At 59.8% G+C, this 22,424-nt stretch carries 26 protein-coding genes; 17 read left to right on the plus strand and 9 right to left on the minus strand.

Annotated elements, in window-relative coordinates; translation table 11 throughout:
- Positions 1 to 99: 99 nt before the first annotated feature.
- The 5 genes from ACFSDX_RS16470 to ACFSDX_RS16490 all read right to left on the minus strand — a co-directional run bounded on the left by ACFSDX_RS16470 (position 100) and on the right by ACFSDX_RS16490 (position 5,687).
- Complete coding sequence (locus tag ACFSDX_RS16470; protein ID WP_382315487.1) at positions 100 to 957, minus strand: nuclease A inhibitor family protein; 858 nt, start codon at positions 955 to 957, stop codon at positions 100 to 102.
- A 151-nt stretch (positions 958 to 1,108) separates the two neighbouring features.
- Positions 1,109 to 1,582, minus strand: coding sequence for a transcription elongation factor GreA (gene greA, locus ACFSDX_RS16475; RefSeq protein WP_382315489.1), 474 nt, complete (start codon positions 1,580 to 1,582; stop codon positions 1,109 to 1,111).
- A 245-nt stretch (positions 1,583 to 1,827) separates the two neighbouring features.
- The gene (locus ACFSDX_RS16480) at positions 1,828 to 2,769 is read right to left on the minus strand and encodes an NAD(P)-dependent oxidoreductase (protein WP_382315491.1); all 942 of its coding nucleotides are present in this window, start codon (positions 2,767 to 2,769) and stop codon (positions 1,828 to 1,830) included.
- 375 nt (positions 2,770 to 3,144) lie between these two features.
- Positions 3,145 to 3,921 (minus strand): 16S rRNA (adenine(1518)-N(6)/adenine(1519)-N(6))-dimethyltransferase RsmA, encoded by a 777-nt coding sequence (gene rsmA, locus ACFSDX_RS16485; protein WP_382315493.1) that lies wholly within the window; start codon positions 3,919 to 3,921, stop codon positions 3,145 to 3,147.
- Positions 3,922 to 4,025: 104 nt separating this feature from the next.
- Entirely contained in the window at positions 4,026 to 5,687 is a 1,662-nt protein-coding gene (locus ACFSDX_RS16490; RefSeq protein ID WP_382315495.1) for a M1 family metallopeptidase, read from the minus strand.
- A gap of 119 nt (positions 5,688 to 5,806) precedes the next feature.
- On the opposite strand from ACFSDX_RS16490, the gene ACFSDX_RS16495 reads away from it, so the two are divergent.
- From ACFSDX_RS16495 to ACFSDX_RS16560, 14 genes are all read left to right on the plus strand, one after another.
- Complete coding sequence (locus ACFSDX_RS16495) at positions 5,807 to 7,264, plus strand: leucyl aminopeptidase family protein (protein ID WP_382315496.1); 1,458 nt, start codon at positions 5,807 to 5,809, stop codon at positions 7,262 to 7,264.
- Between the two features lie 6 nt (positions 7,265 to 7,270).
- Positions 7,271 to 7,528, plus strand: a complete 258-nt coding sequence (locus ACFSDX_RS16500) for an Imm32 family immunity protein (protein ID WP_382315498.1) — start codon at positions 7,271 to 7,273, stop codon at positions 7,526 to 7,528.
- Between the two features lie 110 nt (positions 7,529 to 7,638).
- Positions 7,639 to 8,787 carry an FAD-dependent monooxygenase gene (locus tag ACFSDX_RS16505; protein ID WP_382315500.1) on the plus strand — a complete coding sequence of 383 codons (1,149 nt, stop codon included), beginning with the start codon at positions 7,639 to 7,641 and terminating at the stop codon, positions 8,785 to 8,787.
- A 109-nt stretch (positions 8,788 to 8,896) separates the two neighbouring features.
- Positions 8,897 to 9,946: a 4-hydroxythreonine-4-phosphate dehydrogenase PdxA gene (pdxA, locus tag ACFSDX_RS16510; protein WP_382315502.1), complete on the plus strand. Its 1,050-nt coding sequence runs from the start codon at positions 8,897 to 8,899 to the stop codon at positions 9,944 to 9,946.
- Positions 9,947 to 10,023: 77 nt separating this feature from the next.
- Complete coding sequence (locus ACFSDX_RS16515; RefSeq protein ID WP_382315504.1) at positions 10,024 to 10,317, plus strand: type II toxin-antitoxin system HigB family toxin; 294 nt, start codon at positions 10,024 to 10,026, stop codon at positions 10,315 to 10,317.
- Between the two features lie 20 nt (positions 10,318 to 10,337).
- On the plus strand, positions 10,338 to 10,706 hold the full coding sequence (locus ACFSDX_RS16520) for a helix-turn-helix domain-containing protein (RefSeq protein WP_382315506.1): 369 nt from the start codon (positions 10,338 to 10,340) through the stop codon (positions 10,704 to 10,706).
- Positions 10,707 to 10,829: 123 nt separating this feature from the next.
- Positions 10,830 to 11,393, plus strand: coding sequence for a YceD family protein (locus ACFSDX_RS16525; RefSeq protein ID WP_382315508.1), 564 nt, complete (start codon positions 10,830 to 10,832; stop codon positions 11,391 to 11,393).
- Positions 11,394 to 11,449: 56 nt separating this feature from the next.
- Entirely contained in the window at positions 11,450 to 11,683 is a 234-nt protein-coding gene (rpmF, locus tag ACFSDX_RS16530) for a 50S ribosomal protein L32 (RefSeq protein WP_144850195.1), read from the plus strand.
- 122 nt (positions 11,684 to 11,805) lie between these two features.
- Entirely contained in the window at positions 11,806 to 12,747 is a 942-nt protein-coding gene (gene plsX, locus ACFSDX_RS16535) for a phosphate acyltransferase PlsX (protein WP_382315510.1), read from the plus strand.
- A 57-nt stretch (positions 12,748 to 12,804) separates the two neighbouring features.
- A complete protein-coding gene (locus tag ACFSDX_RS16540; protein ID WP_382315512.1) occupies positions 12,805 to 13,797 on the plus strand; it encodes a beta-ketoacyl-ACP synthase III in 993 nt (330 codons plus the stop codon).
- 97 nt (positions 13,798 to 13,894) lie between these two features.
- Positions 13,895 to 14,458, plus strand: coding sequence for an elongation factor P (gene efp / locus ACFSDX_RS16545; protein WP_382315514.1), 564 nt, complete (start codon positions 13,895 to 13,897; stop codon positions 14,456 to 14,458).
- 137 nt (positions 14,459 to 14,595) lie between these two features.
- Positions 14,596 to 15,072 carry an acetyl-CoA carboxylase biotin carboxyl carrier protein gene (gene accB, locus ACFSDX_RS16550; protein ID WP_382316167.1) on the plus strand — a complete coding sequence of 159 codons (477 nt, stop codon included), beginning with the start codon at positions 14,596 to 14,598 and terminating at the stop codon, positions 15,070 to 15,072.
- 183 nt (positions 15,073 to 15,255) lie between these two features.
- Positions 15,256 to 16,599, plus strand: coding sequence for an acetyl-CoA carboxylase biotin carboxylase subunit (gene accC / locus ACFSDX_RS16555; RefSeq protein ID WP_382315516.1), 1,344 nt, complete (start codon positions 15,256 to 15,258; stop codon positions 16,597 to 16,599).
- 78 nt (positions 16,600 to 16,677) lie between these two features.
- The gene (locus tag ACFSDX_RS16560; protein ID WP_382315518.1) at positions 16,678 to 17,034 is read left to right on the plus strand and encodes a hypothetical protein; all 357 of its coding nucleotides are present in this window, start codon (positions 16,678 to 16,680) and stop codon (positions 17,032 to 17,034) included.
- A 5-nt stretch (positions 17,035 to 17,039) separates the two neighbouring features.
- Here ACFSDX_RS16560 and ACFSDX_RS16565 read toward each other — a convergent pair whose 3' ends face one another.
- The gene (locus ACFSDX_RS16565) at positions 17,040 to 18,725 is read right to left on the minus strand and encodes an ABC1 kinase family protein (protein WP_382315520.1); all 1,686 of its coding nucleotides are present in this window, start codon (positions 18,723 to 18,725) and stop codon (positions 17,040 to 17,042) included.
- Between the two features lie 148 nt (positions 18,726 to 18,873).
- Here ACFSDX_RS16565 and ACFSDX_RS16570 point away from each other — a divergent pair, with 148 nt between their 5' ends.
- Positions 18,874 to 19,416 (plus strand): DinB family protein, encoded by a 543-nt coding sequence (locus tag ACFSDX_RS16570; protein ID WP_382315522.1) that lies wholly within the window; start codon positions 18,874 to 18,876, stop codon positions 19,414 to 19,416.
- Between the two features lie 24 nt (positions 19,417 to 19,440).
- On the opposite strand, the gene ACFSDX_RS16575 is transcribed toward ACFSDX_RS16570, so the two are convergent.
- The gene (locus ACFSDX_RS16575) at positions 19,441 to 19,845 is read right to left on the minus strand and encodes an acyl-CoA thioesterase (RefSeq protein WP_382315524.1); all 405 of its coding nucleotides are present in this window, start codon (positions 19,843 to 19,845) and stop codon (positions 19,441 to 19,443) included.
- Between the two features lie 112 nt (positions 19,846 to 19,957).
- A complete protein-coding gene (locus ACFSDX_RS16580) occupies positions 19,958 to 20,695 on the minus strand; it encodes a class I SAM-dependent methyltransferase (protein WP_382315526.1) in 738 nt (245 codons plus the stop codon).
- Positions 20,696 to 20,799: 104 nt separating this feature from the next.
- Between ACFSDX_RS16580 and ACFSDX_RS16585 the strand changes: the two genes are divergently transcribed.
- Positions 20,800 to 20,958: a DUF2256 domain-containing protein gene (locus ACFSDX_RS16585; RefSeq protein ID WP_382315527.1), complete on the plus strand. Its 159-nt coding sequence runs from the start codon at positions 20,800 to 20,802 to the stop codon at positions 20,956 to 20,958.
- A gap of 92 nt (positions 20,959 to 21,050) precedes the next feature.
- A complete protein-coding gene (locus ACFSDX_RS16590) occupies positions 21,051 to 21,446 on the plus strand; it encodes a hypothetical protein (RefSeq protein ID WP_382315529.1) in 396 nt (131 codons plus the stop codon).
- A gap of 67 nt (positions 21,447 to 21,513) precedes the next feature.
- Here ACFSDX_RS16590 and ACFSDX_RS16595 read toward each other — a convergent pair whose 3' ends face one another.
- Positions 21,514 to 22,359 (minus strand): molybdopterin-dependent oxidoreductase, encoded by an 846-nt coding sequence (locus ACFSDX_RS16595; RefSeq protein ID WP_382315530.1) that lies wholly within the window; start codon positions 22,357 to 22,359, stop codon positions 21,514 to 21,516.
- Between the last annotated feature and the right edge of the window lie 65 nt (positions 22,360 to 22,424).

A 22,424-nucleotide genomic window follows, 5' to 3' on the forward strand; every position in this document is an offset into this window, starting at 1 on the left:
GCCCGGCGTTGTTGAGAATGCACCTGCTCAACAACGCCGGGCGGGGGCCAGCCCCGCACCCTATGCCAGGACGATTATAGTTGAGCGCAGAACCTCGCCCTAGCTCTCCGTCAACACCGTTTTGAACCCCGCCAGCCGGCCGGCCGCGTCGCGGCCCAGCGCATAGGCGTGCACCTGCGGCCCGGTGCCGATGCGGTACACCTGCGTGCCATCCAGCTCCTGCTTCATGTAGAGTTGCAGCGCTTTATAGCGGTTGGCGATGTCTACGCCGGCCTTGCCCGTATCAGCCGTTTGGTTGCGGAGAAACACCGTCAATTCCACCTTCTCGACTTTGGCTCCGGCCGGCTCACCTAGGGCTTGCAGCAGTTGCGCATCGGAGAGGTCGCCCACGGGGGCGGCGTAGCTCACGGCCTCAAGTGGCGCTTCCGATTCGCTGCTGAATATCAGGCCGTCGGTCAGCTTTTGCAGTTGGGCCAGGGTAGCATCGTTAGGGTCGGCGGGCGCGGCGCTGCTGCGGGCAGCCGAAGCGGTAGCCGCGGCGGGCGCGGGCAGGCCGCTACCGCCCGGCACCTGGGCCGCGATGGCGGCGGCCAGCTCCTGCATGCGCGCGGCGGGCACGGTTATTTTGGGGTTGGCGAAGTTCATGTCCGCCACCTTGTTCATCGGGATGAGGTGAATGTGGGCGTGCGGCACTTCCAGCCCAATCACGGCCACGCCGATGCGCCGGCAGGGCACGGCCGCCTGCACTGCCTTAGCCACGCGCTGGGCAAAGACGTGCAGCGCCGCCAGCGCCTGGGGCGTCATGTCGAAGATGTAGTCGATTTCCTTCTTGGGAATGACGAGCGTGTGGCCTTCGACCAGCGGCGTAATATCGAGAAAAGCCAGATGGTCAGCGTCTTCGGCAACCTTATAGGCGGGTAGCTCGCCCGAAACGATGCGGGAAAATATGGTGGGCATTGGGGGTTAGCCGTTGGCTTATAGCTGTTAGCCGTTGGCTCCCAGCAATGAATGATGCCGCTAATAACGACAAAAGGCCGCTGATTCGCTCAGCAGCCTTTTCCATACTATGCAGCTAACGGCTACTAGCCAAAAGCTAACAACCCAAAAACTACCGGCCTACTTCCAGAATCTCGAACTGGAGCTTACCGGCGGGCACGATGATTTCGGCCAGGTCGCCGGCTTCCTTGCCCAGCAAGCCTTTGCCGATGGGCGACTTGATGGAGATTTTGCCAGCGGCCAGGTTAGCTTCTTCCTCGGCCACCAGCACGTAGTCGAGCACCATGTTATTCTTGAGGTTCTTCAGCTTCACCTTGCTCTGAATGAGCACTTTGCTGAAGTCCATATTGGTCTCGTCTAAGACGCGGGCGTTGCCTACTACTTCTTCGAGCTTCGATATTTTTAGTTCTAGCAGGCCCTGGGCGTCTTTGGCGGCGTCGTACTCGGCGTTCTCGCTCAGGTCACCTTTGTCGCGGGCTTCGCGCAGGTCTTCAGCGGCCTTGGCGCGGCCCCGCACTTTGAGGTCCTGAAGTTCGTCTTTCAGCTTTTGCAGGCCCTCGGCGGTGTAATAATTAATAGTAGCCATAAGTGTTCAGGACTGTTTTCGCGGAGCGGGTGGGTCTGGTAAAAAAGAAAGAGAACGGCTGGCACTTGGCCAGCCGTTCTCCCCCATTGGTTAGGCAAAGATACGATAAAAGTTGGTGCTTGGTGCCTGGCGGGTAGTGCCTGGGGTATAGTGCTTGGTGCCTGGTGCTTAGCGCTGAACAGCTGATACTTGCTCGCCAAACCCCAAAGGTCAAGCCCCAAATACCGGGTACTAAACACCGCAAACTAGGCCCCAAGCACCGCCTGAATCTTAGCCACCAGCACCTCATTAATACGCTGGTAGCTCTGGTGCGTCCAGCCGCCGATGTGGGGCGAAAGCACCACGTTAGGGGCCGCGCGCAGGTAGTCGAAGCTGGCCTGCTGGGCGGGCGTGAGGGTAGCAAGCTTCTCGTTGGCGAGCACGTCGAGGGCCGCGCCGCGCACCTGGCCGCTTTGCAAGCGGGCCACCAAGGCGGTTTGGTCGAGCACCTCGCCGCGGGCCGTGTTCACGAGCCAGATGTGGTGCGGAAAGGCCGCCAAAAACGCCTCGTTCACGAACTCGTGATTGGCCTCAAAATACGGAATATGGATGCTGAGCACCTCGGCGCGGGCTTGCAGCTCGGCCAGCGGTACCAGCTCGGCGTTGCCGTCGGTGAGCACGGCCGGGTCGTGGTCGTGGGCCAGCACCGTGCAGCCGAAGCCGCGCAGACGCTTGGCAAACGCGCGGCCCATGTGGCCGTAGCCGAGCAGGCCTACGGTTTTGGTACCTAGCTCCTCACCGCGGTTGGCTTCGCGGTGCCACTCGGCGCGGCGCACCTCGGCGTCGGCCATCACGGTGTGGCGCAGCAGGGCCAGCAGCTGGCCCACGGCAAATTCGCCCACCGCGTCGCGGTTGCCCTCGGGAGCGTTCACGAGCGTTACGCCCGCGGCGGCCAGGGCCTCTTCGTCAATGTTATCGACGCCGGCGCCGGCGCGGGCTACGTAGCGCAGCTGCGGCCCGTGGGCCAGCAGCGCGGCCGTGATGCGCATTTTGCTGCGCACCATCAGGCCGGTGTAGGGCTTGGCGGCGAGGGCGGCGGGCACGTCGGCAACCGCCAGTTTAGGTTGATAATCACCCTCGACGCCGATGCTGCGCAGCATGGGCAAGAGCGAGGCGTGCATTTCGTCTATTATCAGGCAGAGGTTCATTAACTCAGTAATTATTATACAGTGACTTAAGCTGCAACGAGTCCCCTGTCAACTGAAACACTTTTTGCTTGCAAACAGATTCGGTCAAGGGGCCTATTCGGGCGCTGCGGGCATCTTCGGCCGTAACAGCAGCCACCGGAAATAGGTAGCAACTATCCTCATAAGATGCCACATAACCTTTGGCTATTCCAACTACTGAGGGCGCACCTAATTCTACAGGTCCTAGCTGTGGGTCATCAAAATATAGCCTCTCATCGCCATCTTCTGTAGGTGCAGTGTAGTAACGTCCTGCTACTAATGTCTTTTCAAGATGAGAACAGCTACTACTAGCCGCCAGTAGCAAGAGAGTACAGGCCCTTAATACCATCTGTATTTTTACTGTTGCGCCACCAGATTCGTCAGCATCACAAACTCCGCTACGCCCAGTTGCTCAGCGCGCTTATCAAAAATATCCCCGCTCATGGCCTCGCTCGACAGCCCTAGGGGCTTCAAGGCATTGCGCAAGGTCTTGCGGCGGGTCGAAAAGGCCTGCTTCACCACCCGAAAGAACAGCTTCTCGTCACAGTCCAGCTTTTCGGTGGCGTTGCGGGTGAGGCGCACCACGGCCGATTCGACCTTGGGCGGCGGGATGAACACGTGCGGCGGCACCGTAAACAGGTACTCGATGTCGTAGTAGGCTTGCAAGAGCACGCTCAGAATGCCGTAGGTTTTGGAGCCAGGAGGCTCGGCCAGGCGCTCAGCCACTTCCTTCTGAATCATGCCCACCACCTCGCGCACCTGCTGCCGGCTGGCCAGCACCTGAAAGAATATCTGGCTGCTGATGTTGTAAGGAAAGTTGCCGATAATGGTCAGCGGCGCGTCCGGAAACATCGTTTCGAGGTCCTGCTTAAGGACGTCGGTGGCGTAGATGCGCGGCGCCAGCGCCGGGTAGTGCTGCCCTAGGTAGGCCACCGACTCCGGGTCAATTTCGACCACGCTAGTCTGGTAGGCTGACTTTTCGAGCAAATACTGCGTGAGCACGCCCATGCCGGGGCCGATTTCGAGCACCTCGCGCACGCCATCGGGCAGGCGCAGGCTCTCCACGATGCGGCGGGCAATATTCGGGTCGGACAGGAAATGTTGACCTAGGTGTTTTTTGGGGCGTACAAGCATCGCAGATTTAACGGATTTAACGGATTGCGCGGATACGCTTGCTGCGCAAGCTGGCTATGCTGGCAGATGAGATGGGGTAATGGGTTTGGCTTGGACATTTTTAATCAATCCATCAGCACGCCCACGTAGTAGTCAAACGTGTCGACCTCCACATTGTCTTTGGTGGCGCCGGGCAAATCGAGCGGGGCCCACTTGGTAGTCGGCGTCACGAAGCGGTACTCGCCGCCCTTGGTGCGCAAGCGCACGGGCAGGTCAAAGCCCGGTACCGAGGCCACCCAGCGACCTAGAAGCTGGTTTTTCTCGATGCGCATTTCCAGCACCGGCAGCTCGCCGTGCTGTAAGTACTGCGCGAAAACCTTGCTGAAATCGTGGCCCGACTCCTTGTTGATGTAGTCGATAACCTGCTGGCCGGTCACGGTTTGGTGGTAGAACGTTTTGCCCAGGCCGCGCAAGATATTGCGCCACTTGGTATCGTCATTGATGGCCGTGCGCAGCATGTTGAGCAGGCTGGCGCCCTTGTCGTACATGTCGCCCGAGCCTTCCTTGTTCACGCCGTAGGGACCTAGGATGGAGCCGTCGTTTTGGATGTTGCGGCGCTGGCCGTGCAGGTACTCCTGGCCCGCCTGCTTGCCGTAGTGCGTTTCCACAAACAGGCCTTCAGAGTAGCAGGTAAAGCTTTCGTGCACCCACATATCGGCGATGTCCTTAGTGGTGATGTTGTTACCAAACCACTCGTGCCCGCTTTCGTGGATGATGATGAAGTCGAATTTATCGCCCCAGCCGGTATTCGAGCGGTCGCGCCCTAGGTAGCCGTTTTGGTACTTATTGCCATAGGCCACCGCGCTCTGGTGCTCCATGCCAAGGTGCGGCGTTTCTATCAGCTTATAGCCATCCTGATAAAAGGGATACGGCCCAAACCACGCTTCCATGCTCTTGAGCATGGGCTTCACGTTGGCGGCAAACTGCTTTTTGGCTTTCTCCAAGCTTTCGGGTAATACCCAATAGTCGAGCGTTAGCGGCCCTTTCTCGCCCTGGTACACGTCGGAGAAGTGCGCGTAGTTGGCCACGTTCAGGGCCACGTCGTAATTGTTGATGGGATTGCGCACGGCCCAATCGAAGCGGGTGTAGCCGCCGGCCAGCTTCTTGGTGCCGCGCAACCGGCCGTTCGACACATCCTTGAGGCCAGCCGGCACGGCCACGCTGATGAGCATACTGTCTACCTCGTCGGCCTGCTGGTCCTTGGTGGGCCACCAGATGCTGGCGCCCACGCCCTGGCAGGCGGTGGCTACCCAGGGCTGGCCCTGCGCATCTTGGGCGAAGACCACGCCACCATCCCAAGGCGCCTTTTTGGCAATAGTTGGGAAGCCCGAATACTCCACCGTAAACTCGTCGCGGCTACCCTGTTTGATGGCCTGCGGAAAGGTCACGAACACGGCGTTGGCTTCGCGTTTGTAGGGTAGCTCGCGCCCGTGGTACAGCACTTTACCCACCTCTAGGTTGGCAAACAGGTCGAACTGCAAGCGCGTAAAATCCTGGGTGGCGGTGAAGCGAAACAGGTTTGAGCCACTGAGAAACTTGCGCGCCACGTCGAGCTTCACATCGAGGTGGTAGTAATTGATGTCGTAGCAGGTGCGCAGCGCTGGCTGCCCGCCGCGCAGCGAGTCGGCGCGGGTAAAGGTGGCCTTGGGCTGCATCAGCTGAGCTGAGGCCAGCAATGGTAACCCCCAGATTAGCAGCAGTAATCGCCAGGTTTTTTGAGAAAACATAGAAGTTGTAAAACAGAGCGATGCTCCGTTAGGGCGTTTGGGCGCGGGCCATGCGAAAACGGAGTGCCACTCCGTTTCACATACCTTCACGCCAAAGTTACGTTTCTATTAGTCGCACTATGTCGCTCCAGCTCGCCCACGCCACTACCGCCCCGGCCCAGTCTACCCAGGTGTTTGTGCTCCCCCTAGGTGCCACCGCCCTGCCCGAGCCCGCCACTACCGACCTGCCCGCCGAGGCCCGCGCCTACGTCGATAGCGCCCTAGCAGCCGGTCAGAAGTTTGTCGCGCTCAATCACTTTTCGCACCAGCACTATTTTGTGGTGCTCGAAGAAAAGCGCACGCCCGACCTCACCCTCGAAGCCCTGCGCCAAGCCGGCCACCAGCTGCACGCCGCCCTCAAAAAGGAAAAAACCGCCGAGGTTTTTATCCAGAACCTGAGCTCAACTACCGGCGCCGCCCGCGCGCTGGCCGAGGGGTTGTTCTTGTCAGCCTACCAGTTTGCCGGCTACAAAACCGATGAGAAATCCCGCGCCGCCGCGTCGCTCACCACTATCACGCTAGTCGGCGACGCCCCCACCGAAACCCAGGTCACGGAGCTGCAAAACTTGCTGGAAGGCGTCGCCTTCGCCCGCGACCTCGTCAATGCGCCCGTCAACAAGCTCAACGCCCAGCAGCTAGCCGAGCGCCTAGCCGAAGCCGGCGACGCGTCCGGCTACCACACCGAAATTCTCGACCTGGTCAAAATCGAGAGCCTGCGCATGGGCGGCCTGCTCGCCGTGAACCTAGGCTCGCCCGAGCCGCCCACTTTTAGCATTCTGGAGTGGAAGCCCGAGGGCGCGCAAAACGAGCGTCCCTACGTGCTCGTGGGCAAAGGCGTGGTGTACGACACCGGCGGCCTTAGCCTCAAGCCCACGCCCAACAGCATGGACATGATGAAGTGCGACATGGCCGGCGGCGCGGCCGTGGGCGGCGTACTCTACGCGCTGGCCAAGAACAAGGTACCGCTCCACGTCATCGGCCTGGTGCCCGCCACCGACAACCGTCCCGGCGGCCTCGCCTACGTGCCCGGCGACGTGCTCACCATGTTCTCGGGCCTCACGGTCGAAGTCAAAAATACTGATGCCGAAGGCCGCCTGCTGCTGGCCGATGCCCTCAGCTTCGCCAAGAAATACCAGCCCGAACTGGTTATTGACCTCGCCACCCTCACCGGGGCGGCTGTGCGGGCCATCGGCACCGAAGCCGCCGCCGTCATGGGCACTGCTCAGACCGACACCACTGCGCAGCTCCTGGCCGCCGCCCACCGCGTGCACGAGCGCTTGGTCGAGTTTCCGCTCTGGGACGACTACGCCGACCACATGAAGTCGGACATCGCCGACCTCTCCAACTTAGGCAAGGCCGAAGCTGGCCATATCTCGGCCGCCAAATTCCTGGAGCGCTTCATCGAAGGCACGCCGTGGCTGCACCTCGACATCGCCGGGCCCGCGTTCCTCACCGCGCCTGATTCGTACCGCGGCAAGGGCGGCACCGGCATGGGCGTGCGCTTGTTGTATGAGTTCTTGACTAAGCAACTGGCTTAACTACTGATGGAAGTCACGTTAGACCTGCCCAACAATCCCTATAACTTCACGTTTACTTGGGTTGGTAATCATGAAATAAAGGTTGACTTAGGCCACGATGGGGTAATTATCACTGCCAATAAAGATGGCTTGATTTCCTTGGCTGCCCAACTACTGACCCTAGCTCAAGACGATTATGAGCATGGTTGTGATTTTCATTTAGATAAGTATGCTGGTCTGGAAGATGATTCTATTGATTTAATTGTCGTTAAGTCGATAGTATAACGACAAGCTAAATTCTTTCTGCCGCAGCTTAGAATTTACGCAAATAGACTGCTTCAATCAGTTGCGCTGCGCCTAAAACGGCCACGTTAGTAGTCCAATATCCTACTTCAATGGCTGACTTTCTCATCATCGGGGCCGGCATCGGCGGCTTGGCGGCTGCGCAGGCGCTGCTGCGGCTGGGCCACCAAGTGCGTGTGTATGAGGCCGCTGCCGAGCTGCGCGAAATCGGGGCCGGGGTGGTTCTGGGGGCCAATGCCATGCGGGCGCTCGACGAGCTGGGCCTGCATGCGGCCGTGCGGCCGGTGGGCACGCCGCTCACCACCGTGCGCCTGCTCGATGAGCACGGCCGGGTGCTTAATCGGGCCGATACGTCGGCCTTTACCGAGCGGCTGGGTTACGACAACCTAGGTATCCTCCGGGCTGACTTGCAGCGCGAACTGCTGCGGGCGCTGCCGCCCGGCGTAGTGCACCTAGGGCACCGGCTGGCGCGCTTCGAGCAGACCGAAACCCACGTAACCGCCTTCTTCGAAAACGGCGAACAAGCCACGGCCGCGGCGCTGGTAGCCGCCGACGGCATCCGCTCGCGGGTGCGGCAGCAGCAATTGCCGGCCAGCCAGCCGCGCTACGCTGGCTACACCTGCTGGCGGGCCACGGTGCAGGCCGATATTCCGGGTCTGCCCACCACCGGCACCAGCGAAACATGGGGCCGCGCCGGGCGCTTCGGGCTGGTGCCGGTAGCCGATGAGCGGCTCTACTGGTTCGCCTGCCTCACTAGTCCTGTCCCCAACGACCCCGCTTTGCGAGCCTACCGGGTGGCCGATTTACAGCGCCATTTTGCTGGCTTTCACGCCCCCATCCCGCAGGTGCTGGCCGCCACCACCGATGCCGACCTGCTCTGGGGCGACCTCTTCGACCTGGTCCCGCTGGCCAGCCTAGCCTTTGGCCGGGTGCTGCTGCTCGGCGATGCCGGCCACGCCACCACGCCCAACCTAGGCCAGGGCGCCGGCATGGCCGTGGAAGATGCCGCCGTGCTGGCTCGCTGCCTGCGCGCCGCCCCAGCCGACTTGCCGGCCGCCTTCCGGGCCTTCGACCAGCAGCGCCGGGCCCGCACCCGCCGCATCATCGCGCAGTCGCGGCAGCTCGGGATGCTGGCCCAATTTACCCCGCCCTGGCTGGCCCCGCTACGCAACGCAGCCCTGGCCGCCGTGCCCGATTGGGTTACGGCCCGCCAGATGGCCTGGCTTTATCAGGAGTTGTAACCATCGGCCCAGCCGCCCGCAGCTACCCGCCCGCACGGCGCTACTTTTGGGCACCGATTAGCTGCCCGGTGGCTTTCCGCTGGCCAAGCTGCCCTGGTTCTTCCTTTCTATGAGCCCCTCCCCTTCCAAATCTACTCTTCCTCGCCTCGGCTTTTCCGTGGGTGACCTCGCCGGCATCGGCCCCGAGGTCATCTACAAAACCCTGCGCGACGAGCGCCTGCTTCAACAGTGCACGCCCGTAGTTTACGGCACGGCCACCGCGCTCTTCGATGATTTTCCCATTGAGCAAGGCGCCGAGCCGCTCACCTTCCGCCAGTTGCGCGACGCGGCTGATATCGCCCCCGGCCGCCTCAACGCCGTGACCTGCTGGGACGAGGACTTCCACCTCACGCCCGGCCAGCCCTCGCCCGCCAGCGGCCAGGCCGCCCGCGAAAGCCTGCTCGCCGCCAGCCGCGACCTCAAAGCCGGGTTGCTCGACGCCATTGTGACCGCGCCTATCAGCAAGGAAAACACGCAGGCCGACGACTTCCGCTTCCCCGGCCACACCGAGTTTCTGGCCAGCTACTTCGGCGCCGCCGATAGCCTCATGTTTCTGGTTGATGAAAACCTACCGTTGCGCGTAGCTACCGCCACCGGCCACATCCCGCTCAAAGACGTGTCCACGCGCCTCACTGGCGACCTGCTCCGCACCAAAATCCGCATGCTGCTCAAGTCTTTGCAAAACGATTTCGGTATCCTCAAGCCTAAAGTCGCCGTGCTCGGCCTCAACCCCCACGCGGGCGAAAACGGCCTCATCGGCCGCGAAGAAAACGACGTCATCACGCCCGTCATCCGGCAGTTTGAGCACGACGGCCACCTCGTGTTCGGCCCCTACCCCGCCGACGGCTACTTCGGCACCGGGCAGTTCCGGCAGTTCGACGCCACGCTCTCCATTTACCACGACCAGGGTCTGATTCCCTTCAAGCTCATGGCCTTCGAGCAGGGCGTCAATTTCACGGCCGGCCTACCCGTCGTCCGCACCTCCCCCGACCACGGCACCGCCTACGGCCTGGCAGGTAAGTTTGTAGCCGACGCTTCCTCGTTTCGGGCGGCCGTGTACCTGGCCTGCGACGTGGTGCGCGCCCGACAGCAGGGCGCGGCCGACCCTAGGAAAGCGTGATAATTTCCAAAATTGAAATTTTCTTTCTACTTTTGAAACGCGGCTGGCAACGGCCGCGTTTCCTGTTTTAAGTATGCATGGTCATCATCAGCTACGCACCCATCCGCGATTTTACAGAAACTAATCCTGCGGTAGGAGATGCGCTGGATGAATGGTATTTCAAGTGCAAAGCCGCCGATTGGAAGAGCCTCGCTGACATGCGCCGTAGCTTCAACAACGTCGATTTTGTGGGCAACGACCGCTACGTTTTCAATATCAAGGGTAATCACTACCGCCTGGTAGCGATGATATTTTTCAGCCGCCGCACCATTTTTATCCGGTTCGTGGGCACACACCACGAGTACGATGCCATTGATGTCACCACCGTTTAATCCTCTGCAACCAAACCGCTATGATTATTAGCAATGAAGCCGAATGCAAAGAAGCTCTTACTCAGCTTGACCTATTGATTGCCGAAGGCTTTGAAGGCGTAGCCGAGCGTGAGCAGCAATTTGACGTATTGGCGAAGGCTGTTGAGAATTACCAGATTCGCGCTGGCTATTTTCCGGTTTACCCTAAGCCCACCACCCTGCCCGCCATGATTGAGCTCAAGCGCCAGCAGCGCCAGCTCAAGCAAAAGGACCTAGCGCAGCTGCTCGAAGTGCCCGCCGGCCGCCTCTCCCAAATCCTGAGCGGCAAACGGCGCGTAACGATGGACCTAGCCAAAAAGCTCTACGAGCGGCTCGACATCAGCCCCGAATTCATTCTGAAAACGGCGTAGTTCCAAGCTCCGGCTTGGCGAGTCGTTGAGCAGCCCGTTTTTCGGGCTAAGCCAACAATTCGCCGACCTAGGGCTCGGTGTTACACTTCAACTGCTTGATAAAGCCAACAAAAACCCGTACCTTTGCCCCCCGTTATCCGGACTACCGTGAAAAAAGACCCGCAATTTGATTTGCCCATCGCCAGGCTCTCGCTCAAGACGCACCAGTTTGCGTTTGAGCTGGGCCGCGCTTTTTTCGAGCAGTTCGACCCCACCGGCGAATTCATTGCCGATGGCGACCTGCACGCCGACGTAGAGCTCATCAAAACCGAGCGCGTTATCACCATCAACTCGCACATCACGGGCACCGTACGCCTCACCTGCGACCGCAGCCTCGATGAGTATGACCACCCGCTCGACATTGAGAACAAGCTACTTGTGCGCTACAGCGACGAGGCCAAAGAGCTCGACGACGATGTGCTGCAAGTAACGCCCGACACGCTGGAGCTCAATATCGCGCAGCACCTCTACGATTACATCGGCCTGGCTTTACCCATGAAAAAGCTGCATCCGCGCTTCCAAAACGAAGCCGATGATGACCCCGACGCTACCACCAAACTCATCTTCTCGACCCGCCCGCTGGGCGAAGGGCCGGATGATGATGAGCCTGCCGACCCTCGTTGGGCGGCGCTCAAAAACCTGAATTAGGACCCTGCTCTAATTCATCATTCCTAATTCTCAACTCCTAATTTTCTTCCAAGACCATGGCACATCCTAAGCGCCGGACCTCCACCGCCACCCGCGACAAACGCCGTAGCCACCACAAGCTGACCCCTAAAGCGGTTACTATTTGCCCCAACACGGGCGAGCTGCACCTGCGCCACAAGGCCTACGTAGTAGACGGTGACCTGTACCACAATGGCCAGCTGGCCATCAAAAATTACACCTCGGTAGCTGCTCCGGCCGCCGCTGGCGACACGGGTTCGGACGAAGAATAACCGAAAGCGTTGTTATTTCGCGGTACCATCGGGCCGGACTGCTCTACTCTAGATTGGCAGTCCGGCCCGGTTTGGTTTCGCGCGTTGCGCTTTTTGGCTGATTCTTTTCTATTCCCGCGTACATGAAAATTGCCCTCGACGCTATGGGCGGCGACTTTGCCCCCCAGGCTGCCGTGGCTGGTGCCGTGCTGGCTGCCCAGCGCTTAGCCGGCAAAGCTCAGGTAGTACTTATCGGCACCGAAGCCGAAGTACGGCCTTTCCTCCAACAGTATGGCTCGGCGGCCGATGCGCTGGAGCTAGTGCCCTCGACCCAGGTCATTGAGATGGGCGAGCACCCCGCCAAAGCCTTCCAGCAGAAGCAGGATAGCAGTATTGCTGTGGGCTACCGCTTGCTGCACAGCGGCGAAATCGACGCGTTTTGCTCGGCTGGCAACACGGGAGCCATGCTAGTCGGCGCCATGTTTACGGTGAAGCCGGTGGCGGGCGTCATGCGCCCCTGCATTGCCAACTTTGTGCCCAAGCTGGCGGGTGGCTACGGTATCCTGGTCGATGCCGGCGCCAATGCCGACTGCAAGCCCGAAATGCTGGAGCAGTTTGGCGAGCTGGGCTCGCTCTACGCGAAGTACGTGCTTGGCATCGAGCGCCCTAAAGTGGGTCTGATGAGCTTGGGCGAAGAAGAAGGCAAAGGCTCGGCCGCCACGCAGGCGGCCCACCAGCTCTTCAAAGTGAACCCGCACGTGCACTTCATCGGCAACATCGAGGGCCGCGACCTGTTTAATGACAAGGCCGATGTCATTGTCTGCGACGGTTTTGTGGGCAACGTGATGCTGAAAATGGCCGAGTCGATGTACGACATTATGGTGCAGAGCAACCTGACTAACGAATTTTTTGAGAAAGTAAACTACGAAAACACCGGCGGTTCGCCCATTTTGGGCATCAACGACAATGCCATTATCGGCCACGGAGTAAGCACGCCGCTGGCTATCTGTAACATGCTGATGCAGGGCTACCAGATGGCTCATGCTGGCATCGTGGACCAAATCAAAGACTCTTTCAAATCCTAACTCGAAAAAGCCGGACCTAGGTCGGGCTTTTTGCGTTTGGGCCGCACCTTTGCGCTCATGAAGATTACCGCCGCCATCACCGGAGTCGGAGGCTACGTGCCCGACTACGTGCTCACCAACCAGGAGCTGGAAAAGCTGGTCGATACCACCGACGAATGGATAACCTCGCGCACCGGCATCAAGGAGCGGCGCATTCTGAAGGGCAAGGACCAGGGTAGCTCGGTGATGGGCATCAAGGCAGTGCAGCAGCTGCTCGAAAAAACGAACACCCGGCCCGAAGACGTGGACCTACTCATCTGCGCCACCGTGACGCCCGATGTGCTGTTTCCGGCCACGGCCAACATCATTTCCAACGGCTGTGGCATCACCAAGGCGTTCAGCTACGACATGAACGCGGCGTGCTCAAGCTTCTTGTTTGCGCTGGCCACCGGGGCGCAGTTCATCCAAGGCGGCATGTACAAGAAGGTCGTCATCGTGGGGGCCGATAAAATGTCGGCCATCGTAGACTACACCGACCGCGCCAACTGCATCCTGTTTGGCGATGGCGCGGCGGCCGTAATGCTAGAGCCCAGCACCGAGGGCCTAGGTATCCTCGACCAGGTGCTGTGTACCGATGGCAGTGGCGAAGCCTACCTGCACCAAAAAGCCGGCGGTAGCCGCCGCCCGCCCTCGGCCGAAACGCTGGCCAACAAGGAGCACTTCATCTACCAGGAAGGGGCCACGGTCTTCAAGTTCGCGGTAAAAAGCATGGCCGACGTGGCCGCGCAAGTAATGACCCGCCAGCACCTTAGCCACGACGACATTGCCTGGCTGGTACCCCACCAAGCCAACAAGCGCATTATCGACGCTACCGCCCACCGCATGGGCGTGGGCCCCGAAAAGATAATGCTCAACATCCAGCGCTATGGCAACACCACCAGTGCCACTATCCCGCTGTGCCTCTGGGACTTTGAGAAGCAGTTGCACAAGGGCGACAACCTCATCCTGGCCGCCTTCGGGGGCGGGTTTACGTGGGGCGCCATGCACGTAAAATGGGCGTACAATTCTTAAGTTAAGAGTTAAAAGTTATGAGTTAAGAGTTGGCTCTTTAGCCACTAAGACCCATAGCTTCAACTCTTAACTCGTAACTTTTAACTCTTAACTCCAAATGGCTACCACCGCCGACTTCCGCAACGGGCTCGTGTTGATGTACAACAACGACCTGCACGTCATCACCGAGTTTCAGCACGTAAAGCCGGGCAAAGGCCCCGCTTTTGTACGCACCAAGATGCGTAACATTAAGACCGGCAGAGTATTGGATAATACTTTTAACGCCGGCGTGAAAATTGAAACTGCCCGGGTAGAGCAGCGTCCGCACCAGTACTTGTTCAAAGACGACTACGGCTTCACGTTTATGGATAACGACACGTTCGAGCAGATTGTGTTGCCCGAGACGATGGTGCCTTTTGCCGACCTCATGAAAGAAGGCCAGGCCGTGACTATCCTTATGCACGCCGAAACCGAGCAGCCCCTTACCGCCGAGCTACCCACCACCGTGGACCTCGTAGTAACTTACACCGAGCCTGGCCTGCGCGGCGACACCGCCACTAATACCCTCAAAGCCGCCACCGTCGAAACCGGCGCTCGCATTCAGGTACCGCTCTTCGTAGACACGGATACCAAAATCCGCATCAAAACCAGCGACTACTCTTACGTAGAGCGCGTTAAGTAAGTAGTAGCGTGGACTCTGCGAGTCCGCGTGTTCAGCGGCTGCTGTTTCAGCCTACGCCCGCGCGGACCCGCAGACTCCCCGCTACTTCCTCCCCCATGTCGAAAGATTCTACCAAAACGCCCAAAAAAGACGCTGCCATGAAAGCCAAAGAACTCCAGGAACTGCTCGACTTTATCGCCAAGTCGGGCCTCAATAAGGTCAATATTGAAACTGATGAGTTTAAAATCTCGGTGCAGCGCGAGCCCAATACCAAGCAGATTGTGAGCGTGGGTGCGGCTGCGCCCGCCCCGGCCCCAGCGGCAACCCCCGCTCCCGTGGCAGCCCCCGCGCCGGCCGCCGGCCCGGCTGCGGCTCCCGTTGCCGCCGAGGCTGCGGCCAGCTACACGCCCCTCAAATCGCCGATGATTGGCACCTTCTACCGTAGCAGCGGCCCCGATTCGCCGATGTTTGTGCAGGTGGGCGATATGGTGGAAAAAGGCCAGGTTATCTGCATCATCGAGGCTATGAAACTCTTCAACGAGATTGAGGCTGAGCAGAGCGGCCGCATCGTGAAGGTGCTCGTGGAAAATGCCACGCCGGTAGAATACGACCAGCCGCTGTTCCTGATTGAATAGTTGGTTTTACCTTCGTTATCCTCTTTCTCCTAATCTGTCATCCTGAGCTTGCGAAGGACCTTATCACGCTAGAACAAGTCGTTGGATTGCGTAATCCTGACGCTGCCAGCCGTGATGAGGTCCTTCGCAAGCTCAGGATGACAGATTTTTAGGGTAATTGCTTTCGCCCGCTCCCTCCTACCCATGTTTAATAAAATCCTGATTGCCAACCGGGGCGAAATTGCCCTGCGCGTTATTCGTACCTGCCGCGAAATGGGCATCAAAACGGTGGCCGTGTACTCGACCGCCGACAAGGAAAGCCTGCACGTGCGCTTCGCCGACGAGGCGGTGTGCATCGGGCCGCCCGCCAGCAGCCAGAGCTACCTCAACATCCCGTCGCTCATCGCGGCGGCCGAGATTACCAACGCCGACGCCATTCACCCCGGCTACGGGTTTTTGAGCGAGAATGCGGAATTCTCGCGCATTTGCGCCGAAAACGGCATCAAGTTTATCGGCGCCTCGCCCGAGATGATAAACCAGATGGGCGACAAGGCCACGGCCAAGGCGACCATGATTACGGCCGGCGTGCCGGTGGTGCCGGGCTCGGTGGGCCTGCTCGACTCAGTGGAGCAGGGCAAGAAAATCGCCAATGAAATCAAGTACCCCGTTATCATCAAAGCCACGGCGGGCGGCGGCGGGCGCGGCATGCGCATCATCAACGGCGACGACGAGTTTCAGAAGGCCTGGGACGACGCGCGCACCGAGTCGAAGGCCGCGTTTGGCAACGACGGGATGTACCTAGAGAAGTACGTGGTAGAGCCACGCCATATCGAAATCCAGCTGGTAGGCGACCAATTTGGCCACGTGTGCCACCTTTCGGAGCGCGACTGCTCCATCCAGCGCCGCCACCAGAAGCTGGTAGAGGAAGCTCCTAGCCCCTTCATGACCGACGACCTGCGCGAGCGCATGGGCGCGGCGGCCATTGCCGGGGCTTCGGCCATCGGCTACGAGGGCGTGGGCACCATCGAGTTTCTGGTCGACGCCAACCGCGATTTCTACTTCATGGAAATGAACACCCGCATCCAGGTCGAGCACCCGGTAACGGAAGAAATCGTGAACTACGACCTTATCAAAGAGCAGATTAAGGTAGCGGCCGGCATCCCGATTTCGGGCAAAAACTACTTCCCCAAGATGCACGCCATGGAGTGCCGCATCAACGCTGAAGACCCGCGCAACGGCTTCCGGCCCGCGCCGGGCCGCATCACCACGTTGCACATCCCCGGCGGCCACGGCGTACGTGTGGACACCCACGTGTATGCCGGCTACCAGATTCCGCCCAACTATGACTCCATGATTGCCAAGCTCATCACCGTGGCCCAAACCCGCGAGGAGTGCATCGTAAAAATGAAGCGCGCCCTAAGCGAGTTCGTGGTAGAAGGCGTGAAAACGACCATCCCGTTTCACCTAGCGCTGATGGACAGCGAGGATTTTAAAGCCGGCAACTTCACGACCAAGTTTTTGGAGACGTTTGATTTTTCGGTGGTTTAGTAATCACCTGATTACTTTAAAGGCGTCCTGGAGTTTTCTTCAGGACGCTTTTCTTTTGCAAACCAACCACATTAGACCATGAAAATTCTTGCTTCACTCATCCTATTCGCAGCAACTAGTTTACTTACCAACTGCTCCGAGCCCTGCAACGGCCACATCGAAGGCACCGTGCTTTACTTCGCCGAAAGCCCCACCCACCAGGGGCAGCTCGTGTATGCCAACGTGCTGAACAAGCCTAATATGGGCGTGCAGCACCGGCTGATGCGTGACGATAAAGAGTACGGCACGTTCCCTCACATCGTCATCATTCAAGACCCGCAAAATAAATTCAAAGGCCGTCGGAGTGTCTGCTTTGACGAGTTTAAAACGCTACCTAGGCCGGCCAATGCGAAGATGGACGAGCCGGATATTCCGTGGATTGAAGTGACTAAATAAGCTGGTTATTCCCGCGTGGGCCGGCGCGGCACCGTCAGCAGCAGTATCAGAAACGCGCTGAAACCCAGGCTATACCAGGTAATAACGGGTAGGCCCCGATAATACGGCATCTCAGAGGAGTAGTGGCCGAGCAGACTCAAACCCGAGAATAAAATGCTACCTAGGGCCAGCAGCGCCAGAATAGTCTGGCTAACCAGCTGGTCGGCTTTGCGCAGCAGGCTGAGGTATCCGCTCAGCTCGACCTTCACCCGCAGGTCGCCCTTGCTGACTTTGCGCATGATTTGGCGCAGGTCTACGGGCAGGGTTTGCAGGAGCGCCAGCAGTTGGGTGCCGGTGTACTCGGCTTCGCTGAGGATATTTTCGGGCGAGTACTGCTCGCGGATGATTTTGGCACCGTAAGGGCGCACAAAATCGAAGGTATTGAAATTGGGATGCAGCACTTTACCGATGCCTTCGAGGATAACCAGCGCCCGCAGAATGAGGAAAACCGCGCCCGGCACTTGCAGCTTGTAGCGGTAGATGATGCTTTGCAGCGAATCGGCTAGGTCGCTCATGCTCATGTCTTTGACATCGAGCACGGCGAAGTCTTCGATGAGCAGGCTGAGGTCAGCCTCAAAGGCGCGCATATCGGGGATGTCGCTGCTGAGGGCGAGGCGGCGGAAGTTGAGCGCCATGCTGCGGGCATCTTGCCGGGCCATGCCGATGAAGACGCCCGCAAAGGCGTATTTCTGCTGCTTGGTGAGCTTGCCCACCATGCCGAAGTCGATGAGCACCAGCGTACCGTCGGGGCGCACGAGCACGTTGCCAGGGTGGGGGTCGGCGTGGAAAAACCCAAATTCAAAAATCTGGGTCAGGTAGATGTCCATGCCGGTTTCGGCCACCTGCTCGGGGCTGAGGCCCCAGGCCAGCAATTGGGCTTTGTCGGTTATCTTACAGCCGTTTACGAACTCGATTACCAGGATTTTATCGGTACTCAGCTCGCGGTAGGGCTTGGGAATGTAGAAGGTCGAGTAGCTCTCGTAGAGCTTGCGCAGCTGCTCCATCGAGCGGGCTTCGGAGGTGTAGTCCAGCTCCTTGACCATGCTGCGCTCGAAGGCATCGACCACGTCCTGCGGGTTGGTGAGGCCTTGGTTGCGCAAAAAGCCGCCGGTGAGGCGCACCAGTTCGTGCAGCAGGCGCAGGTCGCCCTCTACCTTGTCGCGCACGCCGGGGCGCTGCACTTTCACCACCACTTCTTCGCCGCTTAGCAGCCGCGCCCGGTGCACCTGCCCAATGCTGGCCGAGCCGATGGGCACGTCGTCGAATTCGGTGAATATGTCGGCTATTGGGCGGCCTAGCTCCTGCTCGATGAGCTGGCGGGCTTCCTCCACAGGGAAGGGCGGCACGTTGCTTTGCAGCTTCTCAAATTCGTCGATGAGGGCCTCGGGCAACAGGTCGGCGCGGTTGCTGAGCGCCTGGGCCAGCTTGATGAACGTGGGACCCAACTCTTCGATAATAAGCCGAATACGTTCCCAACGCGTGGTTTCAAACACCGGGCGCTCGTCTTCTTCGAGCCAGCGCAGGCGGCGTTTTTGGCTGACGAGCCGGCGCAGGGGCGTGTTGGTTACGACGTCCTCGAAGCCGTAGCGCAGCAGCACTTCGGCCACCTGCCGGATGCGCGTGAGGTTGGAAAGCGTATTCTTAAAAAGCACCTGGCGAAGGTACTGCGGCGGCCGGCTTGGCCGTTCGCTTTCCAGGATGCTGGGCCTTGCCCGGCCAGCTTACGTATGTCAGGCGTGCTTTTTGCTATTGGCTGCGCTAACTTACCCTACCCTTCTCCTCTCCCACCCGCTGCCTCCCATGACCCACCGCCTACACCTGCTAGTCGAGCAACTCGACTTAGCTACCGAACACGCGCTGGCCTCGGCCGAAGCGCTGGGGCCCCGCGCCTACGTGCCGCCCGTGCCGGGGCAGTGGGCAGCGGCCCAGGTCATTCACCACGTGCTCACGGCCGAGTTCAAAATCGTCAATGCTTTGCAGAAAGCCTTGGCTACCGGCCACGATACCTGGCGGCTGGGCACGCTCAAGAGCCAGTTGCGCAGCGCTGCGTTACGGCTGGCCCTGCGCCTGCCGGGCCTCAAGTTTAAGGTGCCGCCCACGCTACCGCCTCCACCCGCGCCGGAGGACGTGCCCCCGCTTCCCAAGCTGCGCGAGGAATGGAGCAGTATTCGTCGCCGCCTAGAGCAGGTGCTCAACGAGTTTCCGAGCAGCAAGCTGAACCACACAGTATTTCGGCACCCTAGGGCCGGCTGGCTCACGGTGGGCCAAACGGTTACGTCGATTCTCGACCACACGCTGCACCATCAACAGCAGCTGAATCGGATTGCGAAGGTGCTGAAGTAGCGCGGACTGAAAGTTCGCGTTACTTTACTCCGCGCTCATTAGCGCCGCCAGCTCGGCCGGGGGCACGGTGAGCTTGCGGCGGTCGAGGTCAATCCAGGCGCCATCGACGGTAACGGTGGCAGCCACGCGGCCATCGGCTTTGTAGATGGTGTGCTCGATGGTCCAGCGCGCGCCGTCGGGCGTGCCGCTGGCTACGCGGCCTTCCACCCGGATTTCCTCGCCGGCGTGAATTTCCTTGAGGTACTTGGTTTCTTCGCGAAACAGGATGGGGCCGATGCGCAACTCGCCAAACTTGCGCAGGTCGAAGCCGTGGCTGGCCAGCCAGTGCACGCGCTGGTCGGCGGCAAAATCGGCGTAGGCCGAGTGGCGCATGTGGCCGTTGGGGTCGAGCTCGGCCCAGCGCACGGTGTAGGTCTGAGAATGGGGCATTTATTAGTGCTTGGTTAGTAGTGCTTGGTACTCAGTTGTCAATGTTCGGTAGTTAATGTCCAGCATAGGCAAGACAATCAGATGCTAAACCCTAAGCACCAAGCATTAACAACTAAGCACTAACCGCCAGCGTGAGGCGCACCAAGTATTGGCCGCTTTCGTCGTTATCCAGAAAATCAACCTCGTAGCCGGCCTGGCGGGCCGCATCTTCCAGCAGGGTGGCATCAATAAATAGCCACGGGAAAGGTTTGTCTTTCTGGTCTTTGTACTCAAAAGTGTACTCGACCTCGCCGTAGTACGGGCCGTTGAGGTCAAAAACCAGCGCGCCGTCCTCGTCTTCATAGAGGTAGCTGATGTCGGAGGAAGTAGCCAAAATCTGGCCGTCGGGGGCGAGCAGCGTGCGGGCGTGGGCTAAGAATTTGTCGAGGCCTTCGAGCGTGCTGGCCAGCCCTAGGCCGTTCATCAGCATCAGGATGGTATCGTAGGGCAATTCTTCGGCCGCGCGGGGGGCGAAAACGGACCGCTGGGTGAGCTGCTGCACACCGCGCGCCTGCATCACCTGCACCGCGCCGGCCGACTGGTCGAGGGCCATTACGTCGGTGAAGCCGCGGCTTTGCAGCTCCAGCGCATGGCAGCCGGCGCCAGCGCCTAGGTCGAGCACACGGCCCCGGCACTCGTCGAGGGCCTGGCGCTCGAGCTCGGGCATGGCCAGCAGGGTACGAAAAAAGTAGGCGGCGGGCAGTTGCTCATCGTCGGCGGCGCTGCACTGCACGGTGAGCGCGGCGGCGTGGTGGCCGTGCTGGTAGTCGAGCAGCGCCTGGCCGAGCAAGTCGGGAGGAGTGGTGGGCATAGGAATAACTAGGTGGGCGGCATGGCCGGCAAGGAGCGTTTAAACGTAAACGGGGCTAGGCCGGCGGCAAAGGTCCGGCCGTTTTGCCTTTTCTTCTTTTCTATATGGCTACTGCGCTCAAAAAAGGCCAGCTTCCCACCAAAATCTGCGTTACCTGCGGGCTACCTTTCGAGTACCGCAAGAAGTGGCGCAACAACTGGGAAGCCGTGAAATATTGCAGCGAGCGCTGCCAGCGCAACAAGGATTCGGCTGCTGGCTCCTAGGTGGTGGCTAGTAGCTTCGCGCCAGATTTCATTCTGTTCATCCTCCTTATCAAGCTATCAGCCAACGGCTAGTAGCCAAAAGCCAACCCAAAATGGCCTCCAATCTCGACTATCTCGACCCCTCCCTGCAACCCCTCGTTGACAAAGTAGAAGCCTACCTAGTGGCCAAGGAGGATTTGCGCAAGCTCACCATCGCGGAGCGCAACGAGCCGCTGCACGACGCCGAAGTCGAAAAATCGGCCGCGGCATTTGAGCAGCGTCCGCCCACCGGCTCCTTCGACCAGCACCACGACGAGCTACAGCAGCAGCACCAGGATGCCCTGGACGACCTGCACCGCCTCGAAGGCGAAATCCTGCACCTGCTGCCCACCCGCGACGAGTGGGTAAAAGTGAACCTAGGCTACGGCCCCAGCCGCGTGGGCGCCTGGCGCGTCCCAAATGCGGAGGGTGCCAAAGAAGAGCACTACGAAATTCGGGTAGTGTTTTAATTCAATGAGCAATTAATAATGAACAATGAGCAGACTGTTAATTCGGTCTGCTCATTGCTCATTGAACTCAATGTCCCGAATCCCAGTCGTAGCCTAGTTCGGCCCAGTAGTCGGCGGGGCGCTCATCGGCGAAGGAGATGGTGCCGATACGCTTGAGGTGCTTGATACCGTATTTGAGGGGCGTGACCATGCGAAGCGGTGCGCCGTGCGCGATACTTAGCGGCTCGCCATTTATCTCGTAGCAGAGCAATGTTTGGGGATGAATGGCGCTGGGCATGTCGAGGCCCACGTAGTACCCCTCGTCGGGCGTGACGACGCTGACGTAGGGCGCCAAGTCGGTGGGCGGGTTAGCGATATCCTTGATGGGCTGGCCGCTGCGGCTGGCCAGCGGGTATTTAGCCAGAAAATCGGCGAAGCGAACGCCGGCCCAGTTCACCACGATGCTCCAGCCCTCGATGCACTTTAGCTCGGTGTTCATTTCCACGCGGGGCAGCGCTTTGATGTCGGCCAGGGTAAATTCCTGGGCCTGGCCACCACCGTAGGGCTGCACCACCATGCGCCAAGCCCCTAGGTCGATAGCCGAATCCAAGCCAGCACTACCGTTGGTGCGGACTTGCTTCGCGGCCTGGCTCCTAGGAAACTCGCGAGCCAGCCGCGTTTCGCGGAAGTAGGCGGCCGAAAGGCGGCCGTTGGCGTCGAGCACGCGCCGGAAGGGCAGCGGCGTGCCCTCGGCATCGGGGCGCTGCAGCAGGTAGCGCCAGCCCAGCACACCCCCCAAGGCAGCCAGTCCACCCACAATAAATGAGCGCCGCGTGCGCCGCGCCGCTTCCTGCTGCAACGGCGAGCCGGGCGGCAAGGTCAGGTCTTCACCATCAGGCGAGGGGTGCGGAGGAATGGGATTTTCTGGTTGCATAACTTAGTAGAGCGTGTTTCCCGCAGGGTTTCGCAGGGTCAGGCGCAGAGTTTGGGTTGCTCTGC

The sequence above is a fragment of the Hymenobacter bucti genome (assembly GCF_042681145.1).
Classification (GTDB): Bacteria; Bacteroidota; Bacteroidia; order Cytophagales; family Hymenobacteraceae; genus Hymenobacter; species Hymenobacter bucti.